Origin of the sequence: Pseudomonas sp. 18.1.10, assembly GCF_024655625.1 — a bacterium.
Classification (GTDB): Bacteria; Pseudomonadota; Gammaproteobacteria; order Pseudomonadales; family Pseudomonadaceae; genus Aquipseudomonas.
Window position 1 is genome coordinate 18,527 of the sequence record NZ_JANLGL010000070.1, and the last position, 9,733, is coordinate 28,259.

Consider the following 9,733-nt stretch of genomic DNA (forward strand, 5'->3'; position numbering starts at 1 on the left):
CCGTCCATGGAGCGGCGCGGTGTCGCTCCATGGCTGTTCTCCACGAGGGCAAGCAATGATTCTGACCCGGCACAATGCCGCTGTTTTTCTGATCAACCAGGGGCTGCTCGATACCCGCAGCCTGGTGGACAACCCTATCGCCATTCGCAGCCACAGCCAGCGCAACCGTGGCTTCAGCGTGCTCTGGCCCAACGGCCAGGGGTATTACATCAAGCAACATCAACCGGACGCCGGCCCCTGGGAGAAGTGCTCCAGCATTGCCCACGAAGCCGGCATGCTGCGGCGCCTTGCCGGGCTGGCACAAGTCCCGTGCCTGCGCGTCTACGACAGCTGGCGCCAGGCCCTGGTGATGGACTGGCTGGCCTCGACCGCCAGCGGTCATGAGCGGGCACTGGTCGATGGCCAGCCGGATGTGCAGCTGGCACAGGTGTTGGGCAGTGCGCTGGGCCGGCTGCACCAAGGCCTGGCCGCCTTGCCGGCCGACGACCTGGCGGGCGCCGTGCCCTGGATCATTCGCCTCGACCGCTTGTACCCCTTGGTTGGCGAAGACCAGAGTTGGGGCCAGGCGCGCCTGGTGGCATTGGTGCAGTCCCTTGACGCATGTATGGCGGTGCTCGCCGGCCTGGCGAGCGATTGGCCTGGGGAACAATTGATCCACGGCGATATGAAGTGGCAGAACTGTCGCGTGGACGGGGAGCGCTGCGTCTTTATCGACTGGGAGATGGCCGACCGCGGCGACCCGCTGTGGGACCTGGCCGGGCTGTGCCAGTCGTGGCTCAAAGCGTGGATGGACCACCAGCCGATGCATTCCGACCCTGTACAGGCGGCGGAGGAAGCGGCCGTGGGATTCGTGCCTTACCAGCGCGCCCTGGCGCAGCTGTGGGCCAGCTATTGCGCTGCCGTTGGCGCCGCACCGGATGCCGAGCGGTTGGTTGTACTGTGTGGCGCCCGGCTATTGCAGACCCTTTACGAAGACCTCGCCGGCGAGACCAACTTGAGTGCCGCGCACACCTTGTTGCTGCAACTGGCAAGCAACCTGCTGCTGGCGCCCCAGGCCGTGGCCCGCGATTGGTGGGAGGACGCATGAATCCTTTGAACGTTGGCGTACCCCTTTGGTGGGAGCGCTTTGCCACAGCCTGGGCCAGCCTGGAAGTCGATGCCCAGGGCACCCTGTGGATGGATGGCCGGCCGTTTACCGCTGCACCCCTGGCTCAAAGTGCCAATAACCGCCGTGTTGACGATGACCCGCGAATCGAGCGCTTGCAGCAGTACCTGTACCGGCGCTACTACACCGCCAGCGTGGATGACGCTGGCCCGGTTGCCACCTGGTTCCCGCCAGAAAGCGAGTACCGCGACGGCGGTGTGTGGCAGGTGCTTGAGCAGTTGGGCAATGGTGCGCTGGCGGTGCAGCAGGACCGGGTGACCCGCCGTGTCGAACCGGGACAATACCTGTTTGATGGGGTGCCGGCCCTGGCCATTCGCGGGCACCAGGTCAGAGTGCGTCAGGCGGCATGGACCACCCAGCTGGATCCGGCCTTTGTCTATCTGTTCGGTGAAACCGCGCAAGACACCTGCAACGATGATTGCCAGGTGCGTTATTACCTGGCACCGCATCCAGAGCATATGGGCGCGGTGGTGCAGGCCCTGTGTCGCGCCCTGGACGCAGCGTGCCTGCCGTTTCTGCTCAAGTACCCGAGCAACCCGGCAGGCTGGCTGCGCGATGATGCCGTGGTGCTGTACCTCGCCGCACGACACGCGCGTCGAGGCCACGGGGTGTTGGGGCAACTGGCCGCTGGGTTGCGGCAACACTTGCGCGATCAGTCGCCCTTATGGACGCAAGCGCTCTTGCCAGGCCTCGGTTTTGCCCAGGACCCCGCCGATGGCCGCAGCTTCGGTGAAAGCCGCTGCCGGGCACTGGCACTGGGCATGCTGGAGACTGCGACAACCGGTGGTGAGCCCCTGCGGGCGGTTCAGGCGCAGTTCGAACGACAGCGTATTGATTGGCAGCAGCCTCACTTGGAGGATGACCCCGAGGACCGTTTCGGCCTGCGCCACTTGCCCTTTTGCGCCAGCCTGGTGCCGGCGGTCAGCGTGCGGCCTACCGGGGCGATGGGGGAGGCGATCCGCATTGGTCATCAGCTGAGCAACGAAGCCCTGTGGCTGGGCGACCGCTGCACCTGGATCAGTGACGACGCCGACGATGCCGAGGACGTGTTCAAGCCTTTCGCGTGCAGCATGAACGCCAGCCTGTATGACGGCACGCTGGGGGTTGCGGCTTTTCTGGTGCTGCTGGCGGAACACAGCGCAGAGCCTGCCTTTGGCGATACCGCCCGGGGTGCGTTGCGCCATGGGCTGGCGTTCGCGGCAAGGGAGCGGATCAGCCTTTATGAAGGGCGCCTGGGGACGCTGACCCAGGGCCTGTGGCTGGCCCGTCGCCTGGGTGATGCCGAGTTGGTGGATGGCTACCTGCTGGCGGCTGCGCCGTTGTTGCAGCATCTGGAGACACTGCCCGCCACCCCGCAACCGGTGGACCTGATGCATGGTCTGGCCGGGGCGGTCATTGGCCTGCTCGGGCTGGCTCAGCTGGCGCCGGAACTGGCGTCTCAAAGCGTCGCGATTGCCCAGGCGCTGGGGCAGCGCTTGCTGCATCAGGCCCGGCGCACGGCGCATGGCTGGCACTGGCCAGAACAGGGCGCGCACCTGGGCCTGTGCGGGCTGTCCCACGGCAACGCGGGCATCGCACTGGCCTTCGCGCAGTTGGCCCGGCAATGCCCAGGTCCTGATTGGCAGGCTGCGCTGGAGCAGACGCTGGCCTATGAGGCCTATTGGTTCGTGCCGGAGCAGGGCAATTGGCCCTACCTGTTTGCCGAGGATGCGCAGCAACTGGATGACAGCGCGACCCACTGCGGCATGGCCTGGTGCCACGGCGCGCCGGGGATCGCGTTATCCCGCCTGGCGCTGTGGCAGATGACCGGCGACGAAGAACATTGCGCCCAGGCGCGTTGCGCCCTGGAGACTGTCGCAGCGGATCTGGTGGCGCCAGCGTCGCAGGCCGGCAGCAGCTACACCCTGTGCCATGGTCCTGCGGGCAATGCTGATGTCTTGATGACGGGCGCTGCGGTACTGGGCGAACCGGCCTGGGCCGAGTGCGCCCGGCAAGTGGCCGAGCGCGGGTTGGCGGCGCAGGCCGGGCGCTGGCGCAGCGGTTTGGGCGTGGCCCAGGGGCAGGCATTGGGGTTGATGCTGGGCCTGGCGGGCACCGGTTATTTTTTGCTGCGCTGTGCTGCGCCGGGGCAGGTGCCGGGGTTGATGTTGCCGTTCGGCGTGATGGTGGAAGAAGGGGGCGCATAAGCTAGGCATAAGTGCGTGCTTTTACACGTTTGCGAGAATGATTCGCGGCTTGAGACGCCCCGTCTCAGCCCTCACGCCAATCCCGTTGCGCCTCGACAGCCATGGCAGGGACCTGCGATAGACAAGGCTTCCCTCATCGATTGCAGGAGAGTGTCATGGCTATTGCTGGAAAAGTTGCGCTGGTCACCGGCGCCGGGCAGGGCATCGGCCGGGCCATTGCCCTGCGCCTGGCACAGGACGGTGCCGACATCGCCCTGGTGGACATCAATGGCGCCAAGCTCGAAGCCGTGGCCGCCGAAGTGGTGGGCCTGGGCCGCAAGGCGGCGGTGTTCGTCGCTGACGTATCCAAGCGGGAGCAAGTGGTGGCCGCCGTCGAACATGCACACCAGACCCTTGGCGGCTTTGACATCATCGTCAACAACGCCGGGGTGGCGCAGATCGATTCGCTGCTGGACGTGAGCCCGGAGCAAGTCGAACGCACCCTGGGGATCAACGTGCAGGGCGTGCTGTGGGGCATCCAGGCCGGCGGCAAGAAATTCAAGGCGCTCAAGCAAAAGGGCAAGATCATCAATGCCTGCTCCATCGCCGGCCATGAAGGGTTTGCGCTGCTCGGCGTGTACTCGGCCACCAAGTTTGCCGTGCGCGCGTTGACCCAGGCGGCGGCCAAGGAATTGGCGAGCGCGGGGATCACGGTGAACGCGTACTGCCCGGGTGTGGTGGGCACGGATATGTGGGTCGAGATCGACAAGCGCATGGCTGAGATTACCGGTGCCGAGATTGGCGCGACGTACAAGAAGTACGTGGATGGCATTGCGTTGGGCCGGGCGGAAACGCCGGAGGATGTGGCGGGGTTGGTCTCGTTCCTGGCGGGGCCGGATGCGGATTACATGACCGGGCAGGCACCACTGATCGACGGCGGCCTCGTCTACCGCTAAACCTCCAAGGTCAACTCGGTTTACTGTGGGAGCTGGCAAGCCAGCTCCCACATGTTGATCCCATTGTGTCAGGTGGTTTTGTTGGGCATGTCGATGCCCAGTTGATTGACTCGGCGGTACAGGGTTGCTCTTGAGATCCCCAACGCCTGCGCGGTCGGCAAAGGCTTCCAGCGATGGCGAATCAACGCATCCAGGACTATCTGCCTTTCGGGGCTCACGCGCTCTTCAACCAACGCTTCTCTCTGCTCCCCACGCACCTCCACCGGCAAATCCGCCACTTGCAGCGTATCGCCCTCACACACCGCACAGGCATACGCCAGCACATGCCGCAGTTGCCGCACATTCCCCGGCCAGGCGTAGCCCAGCAGCAACTCCAGGGCAGCCTGGCCGATGCCCACTGCAACACCGCTGTTGCGTGCTTCCTGCTCCAGCAAGCGGTTTATCAACGCCAGCTTGTCCGTGCGCTCGCGCAACGGCGGCAGGCAGAAACGTGCGCAGCCCAGGCGAAAGTACAGGTCTTCGCGAAAGCGGCCTTCACCGACCAATACCGCCAGGTCCCGGTGGCTGGCGCAGATCACCTGGATATCCACCGCACGGGTCTTCGCCGCGCCCAGCGGGGCCACTTCGCCCTCGGCCATCACCCGCAGCAGGCGCGTCTGCAAGGCCAGCGGCATGTCGCCGATTTCATCAAGAAACAAGGTGCCGCCATCGGCCTGCACCAGCAGCCCCGGCATACCTTTGCTGGAGGCGCCGGTAAAGGCACCGGCCACGTAGCCGAACAGCTCGCTTTCAATCAGATTCTCGGGGATCGCCGCGCAGTTCACCGCCACAAACGGCCCGGTGCGACGGGCGCTGCGCTCATGCAGTTGGCGGGCGAAGACTTCCTTGCCCGCGCCGGTTTCGCCCTGCACCAGCACCGGCAGGTTGCGGTCCTTGACCCGTACGGCCAGGCGCAGGTGTTCTTCCACCCGTGCATCGACCTGCGGCGTCAGCGCAGTGCGTGCCGGTGTGCGGCGGGGCGCGTTGACGCGAGCGTGCAAGGCGCCAGGCTGTCCCAGCCAGTGCAGGTGCTGGGCGGATTGATCGGTCACCGCGCGCAACGCGTCGAGGTCAAACACCTCGCCGATATGCGCCGGCACCTGGCCAAAGCGCAGGCGCAGGGCCTGGCGCGCCTTGCTGTTCAAGGCATGCAGGCGGCCGTCGCGGTCCCAGGCCAGCAACAGGTCGGGTTGGCTGTCGACAAAACCCGGGGTGCTGTGGGCCTGCAACACCCAGTGCTCGCGGGCGCTGTGCATGAAGAACGCGTTTTCGATGGCTTCGGCACTTTGCGCCACCAGCTGGCGCACCAGGTGCTGGCTGCGTCGGTCATCCGGGGATTTCAGCGCGGAGGCGTCCATCACCCCGAGCAGGTTGCCCTGGGGGTCGAAGATCGGCGCGGCGGAGCAGGTCAGGCCGATGAACGCGGCGCGAAAGTGATCGCGCTTGTGCACGGTCACGGCGGCCTTGCTGGTGAGCACCGTGGCCACGCCGCAGGTGCCTTCCTCGGCTTCGGACCAGCAGGTGCCGAGGTACAGGCCGGCCTTGCGGCAGTCGGTGCGGATCGCGGTGTCCACGCGGTGGTCGATGGTCTGGCCCTGGGCGTCGGTGAGCATCACGCAGTAGTCGGCGTGTCGCACGCGGTGGTGCAGCTGGCCGACGGCCTCGCCGGCGATGCGCATGAACAGTTCGGCGCGCTCGCGGCATTCCTTGAGCAGGGGTTCGCTGAGGATGCGTGGCCCCTGCAAGGAGCCGGGGTCGAGGTGGTGTTGTTCCATGGAGCGCCGCCACGAATCGAAAATCAGCGACGGCACCGGCGCCTGGGGCAGGCGGTCGGCATTGCGGACCACACGACTGACGCAGTCGACGTGTTCCCTGGAGTTCGCGGCGAGCATAAGGCCTCCGGTTCTCGATCTTTGTTGTTATGCCCGCCATTAAGCGCGCATGGGTCGCGTGGGACAAGTGTGGCCTGACCAACTGCCCCGGCTGAGACGCCGCGTCTCATGGCGCCTGAGACGCGGCCTGTGCGGTGCAATGCCGCGTCTCATTCTGCGGTGCTGTGCCGCACCACCACAACTGCTCTGGATCAAGGCTTTGCGAGGTTTTTGCGGACCTTGGCACAGGCCGTGCTGAAGGCCCTGTAGCTGAACACGATCAGCCTTTTGTGTGTCGAGACAACCTGGAGAACAACAAGATGTCCACTCACCTGTCCACCGATCAATTGCTGCATGCCTACACCGTGATGCGCACCATCCGTGATTTCGAAGAACGCCTGCACGTGGAGTTCGCCACCGGCGAGATCCCCGGTTTTGTGCACCTGTACGCTGGCCAGGAAGCCAGCGCCGCCGGGGTCATGGCCCACCTCAACGATGACGATTGCATCGCCTCCAACCACCGTGGCCACGGCCATTGCATCGCCAAGGGCGTGGATGTGTTCGGCATGATGGCCGAGATCTACGGCAAGAAAACCGGGGTGTGCGGCGGCAAGGGCGGCTCCATGCACATCGCCGACCAGGAGAAGGGCATGCTCGGCGCCAACGGCATCGTCGGTGCCGGCGCACCGCTGGCGGCCGGCGCGGCGCTGGCGTCGAAACTCAAGGGCAGCCAGGGCGTGGCCGTGGCGTTTTTTGGCGATGGCGGCTCCAACGAGGGCGCGGTGTTTGAAGCGATGAACCTGGCCGCGATCATGAAGTTGCCGTGCCTGTTCGTCGCCGAAAACAACGGTTATGCCGAGGCCACCGGTTCCGGCTGGTCGGTGGCGTGCAAGGACATCGCCGAGCGCGCCGTGGGCTTTGGCATGCCGGGGGTGATCGTCGATGGCAATGACTTCTTCGCCGTGCACGCCGCCCTCGGCGTGGCCGTCGAGCGTGCGCGCACAGGCCAGGGGCCGACGCTGGTGGAAGTGAAGTTGAGCCGTTTCTACGGCCACTTCGAAGGTGACGCGCAAACCTATCGCGGCCCCGATGAAGTGAAAAACCTGCGGGACAGCGCCGACTGCCTGGCGCTGTTCCGCCAACGTTGCAGCGCCGAGGGCTGGCTGGACGCGGCGCAATTCGAGCGTATCGACAGCGAAGTCGCGCAGTTGATCGAAGACGCCGTGCGCCGCGCCAAGTCCGATCCCAAGCCGCAAGCCGCCGACCTGCTCAGCGATGTCTACGTCGCCTATCCCTAATAAAAACAACATTTGGAGAGAATCCTATGGCTCGCAAAATCAGCTACCAGCAGGCAATCAACGAAGCCCTGGCCCAGGAAATGCGCCGTGACCAGAGCGTGTTCATCATCGGCCAGGACGTCAGCGGCGGCACCGGCGCTCCCGGTGAACAAGACGCCTGGGGCGGTGTGCTCGGCGTGACCAAGGGCCTGTACCCGCAGTTCCCCGACCGCGTGCTGGACGCGCCGTTGTCCGAGGTCGGCTATGTCGGCATGGCGGTCGGCGCGGCCACCCGGGGCATGCGCCCGGTGTGTGAATTGATGTTCGTCGACTTTATCGGCTGCTGCCTCGACCAACTGCTCAACCAGGCGGCCAAGTTCCGCTACATGTTCGGCGGCAAGACCACCACGCCCCTGGTGATCCGCGCCATGTACGGCGCCGGCCTGCGTGCGGCGGCCCAGCACTCGCAGATGCTCACCTCGATGTGGACGCACATCCCCGGCCTCAAGGTGGTGTGCCCGGCCACGCCGTATGACGCCAAGGGCATGCTGATCCAGGCGATCCGCGATAACGATCCGGTGATCTTTCTCGAACACAAAATGCTCTACAGCCTGCAAGGCGAAGTGCCGGAAGAGCTATACACCGTGCCCTTCGGCGAAGCCAACTTTGTGCGCGAAGGCCAGGACGTGACCCTGGTGACCTACGGGCGCATGGTGCATATCGCGCTGGAAGCTGCCGCCAACCTGGCGCGCCAGGGCATCGACTGCGAAGTGCTGGACCTGCGCACCACCAGCCCGCTGGACGTCGACAGCATCCTCGAAAGCGTGGAGAAAACCGGGCGGCTGGTGGTGATCGATGAGTCCAACCCACGCTGTTCCATTGCCACTGATATCAGCGCGCTGGTGGCGCAACAGGCGTTTGCGTCCCTGCGCGCGCCTATCGAAATGGTCACCGCGCCGCACACGCCGGTGCCGTTTTCCGATGCGCTGGAAGACCTGTACATCCCCAACGCCGCGAAGATCGAGGCCGCCGTGCTGAAGATCGCCGACAAGAGGAACGCCGCATGATCCATACCCTGACCATGCCCAAATGGGGGCTGTCGATGACCGAAGGGCGCATCGATATCTGGCTCAAGCAACCCGGCGACCGGGTGGAGAAGGGCGAGGAAGTGCTGGATGTGGAGACCGACAAGATTTCCAGCAGTGTGGAAGCACCGTTCAGTGGCGTGCTGCGCCGCGTCTTGGCGCTGAGCGATGAGACTTTGCCGGTGGGTGCGTTGCTGGGGATTGTCGTTGAGGGTGAGGCGTCTGAGGCGGAGATCGATGCCGTGATCGAAGGCTTCAATGCCGGGTTTGTCGCCAGTGCGGCCGAGGCCGAAGCGTCTGGACCGAGTGCGCAGAAAGTCGAGATCGGCGGGCGTCTGCTGCGGTATCTCGACCTGGGCGAGGGCGGCACGCCGCTGGTGCTGGTGCATGGTTTTGGCGGCGACTTGAACAACTGGCTGTTCAACCAACCGGCGCTGGCGGTCGAGCGGCGGGTGATTGCCGTGGATTTGCCGGGGCATGGCGAGTCGGGCAAACAGTTGCACAGCGGCGATGCTGGCGAGCTGAGTCAGGCGGTGTTGGACCTGCTCGATCATCTCAAGTTGGACCGCGTGCACCTGGCGGGGCATTCCATGGGCGGTCTGGTGTCGCTGACCGTTGCCGACCAGGCCCCCGCACGCGTCGCCTCGCTGACCTTGATCGCCAGCGCTGGCTTGGGTGCGGACATCAACGGCGAGTACCTGCAGGGGTTTGCCGAGGCCAGCAACCGCAACGCCCTCAAGCCGCAACTGACGCAACTGTTCAGCGATCCCGCCCTGGTGACGCGGCAGATGCTGGAGGACATGCTCAAGTTCAAGCGGTTGGAGGGGGTGGATCAGGCGTTGCGTCAGCTCAACGGCGCGCTGTTTGACGGCGGGCAGCAGACGCTGGATTTGCGCCATGTGGTGGGGCGCCAGCCGAGCCTGGTGATCTGGGGCAGTGACGATGCAATCATCCCGGTGCGGCATGCGCAGGGGTTGGAGGCGCAGGTGGAGGTGCTGCCTGGTCAAGGGCATATGGTGCAGTTGGAGGCGGCGGAGCAGGTGAACCAACTCATGGCCACCTTCCTCAAATCCCAAGCCTGACCAAGATCCAAAGGTAGGATGCGGTCAAGTGTGGGAGCGGGCTTGCTCGCGAAAGCGGTGTATCAGACACAGATATTTTGGCTGACCCACCGC

General features: G+C 65.2%; 7 protein-coding genes. 6 read left to right on the top strand and 1 reads right to left on the bottom strand.

Annotation, left to right across the window (positions count from 1 at the left end; all coding sequences use genetic code 11):
* The first annotated feature begins 55 nt into the window (after positions 1 to 55).
* The 3 genes from NUV89_RS14175 (at position 56) to NUV89_RS14185 (ending at position 4,286) form a co-directional block, all read left to right on the top strand.
* Positions 56 to 1,087 (top strand): phosphotransferase family protein, encoded by a 1,032-nt coding sequence (locus tag NUV89_RS14175; RefSeq protein WP_257781808.1) that lies wholly within the window; start codon positions 56 to 58, stop codon positions 1,085 to 1,087.
* Entirely contained in the window at positions 1,084 to 3,351 is a 2,268-nt protein-coding gene (locus NUV89_RS14180) for a lanthionine synthetase LanC family protein (RefSeq protein WP_257781809.1), read from the top strand. The genes NUV89_RS14175 and NUV89_RS14180 overlap by 4 nt, the downstream gene beginning before the upstream one ends.
* Before the next feature lie 155 nt (positions 3,352 to 3,506).
* Positions 3,507 to 4,286: an acetoin reductase gene (locus NUV89_RS14185; protein WP_257781810.1), complete on the top strand. Its 780-nt coding sequence runs from the start codon at positions 3,507 to 3,509 to the stop codon at positions 4,284 to 4,286.
* A gap of 68 nt (positions 4,287 to 4,354) precedes the next feature.
* Here NUV89_RS14185 and NUV89_RS14190 read toward each other — a convergent pair whose 3' ends face one another.
* Positions 4,355 to 6,217 carry a sigma-54-dependent Fis family transcriptional regulator gene (locus NUV89_RS14190; protein ID WP_257781811.1) on the bottom strand — a complete coding sequence of 621 codons (1,863 nt, stop codon included), beginning with the start codon at positions 6,215 to 6,217 and terminating at the stop codon, positions 4,355 to 4,357.
* 299 nt (positions 6,218 to 6,516) lie between these two features.
* On the opposite strand from NUV89_RS14190, the gene NUV89_RS14195 reads away from it, so the two are divergent.
* Genes NUV89_RS14195 through NUV89_RS14205 form a run of 3 tightly spaced genes read left to right on the top strand, consistent with a single transcriptional unit; the run spans position 6,517 to position 9,640 of the window.
* The gene (locus NUV89_RS14195) at positions 6,517 to 7,494 is read left to right on the top strand and encodes a thiamine pyrophosphate-dependent dehydrogenase E1 component subunit alpha (protein WP_257781812.1); all 978 of its coding nucleotides are present in this window, start codon (positions 6,517 to 6,519) and stop codon (positions 7,492 to 7,494) included.
* 26 nt (positions 7,495 to 7,520) lie between these two features.
* Entirely contained in the window at positions 7,521 to 8,540 is a 1,020-nt protein-coding gene (locus NUV89_RS14200) for an alpha-ketoacid dehydrogenase subunit beta (RefSeq protein ID WP_207042342.1), read from the top strand.
* Positions 8,537 to 9,640, top strand: coding sequence for an acetoin dehydrogenase dihydrolipoyllysine-residue acetyltransferase subunit (locus NUV89_RS14205; RefSeq protein ID WP_257781813.1), 1,104 nt, complete (start codon positions 8,537 to 8,539; stop codon positions 9,638 to 9,640). Before NUV89_RS14200 ends, NUV89_RS14205 begins: the two co-directional genes overlap by 4 nt.
* Positions 9,641 to 9,733 lie beyond the last annotated feature (93 nt).

Excerpts from the sequence above, each read along its gene's own strand:
- NUV89_RS14175 (WP_257781808.1), top strand. The coding sequence starts at position 56 with ATGATTCTGACCCGGCACAATGCCGCTGTTTTTCTGATCAACCAGGGG.
- NUV89_RS14180 (WP_257781809.1), top strand. The coding sequence starts at position 1,084 with ATGAATCCTTTGAACGTTGGCGTACCCCTTTGGTGGGAGCGCTTTGCC.
- NUV89_RS14185 (WP_257781810.1), top strand. The coding sequence starts at position 3,507 with ATGGCTATTGCTGGAAAAGTTGCGCTGGTCACCGGCGCCGGGCAGGGC.
- NUV89_RS14190 (WP_257781811.1), bottom strand. The coding sequence starts at position 6,217 with ATGCTCGCCGCGAACTCCAGGGAACACGTCGACTGCGTCAGTCGTGTG.
- NUV89_RS14195 (WP_257781812.1), top strand. The coding sequence starts at position 6,517 with ATGTCCACTCACCTGTCCACCGATCAATTGCTGCATGCCTACACCGTG.
- NUV89_RS14200 (WP_207042342.1), top strand. The coding sequence starts at position 7,521 with ATGGCTCGCAAAATCAGCTACCAGCAGGCAATCAACGAAGCCCTGGCC.
- NUV89_RS14205 (WP_257781813.1), top strand. The coding sequence starts at position 8,537 with ATGATCCATACCCTGACCATGCCCAAATGGGGGCTGTCGATGACCGAA.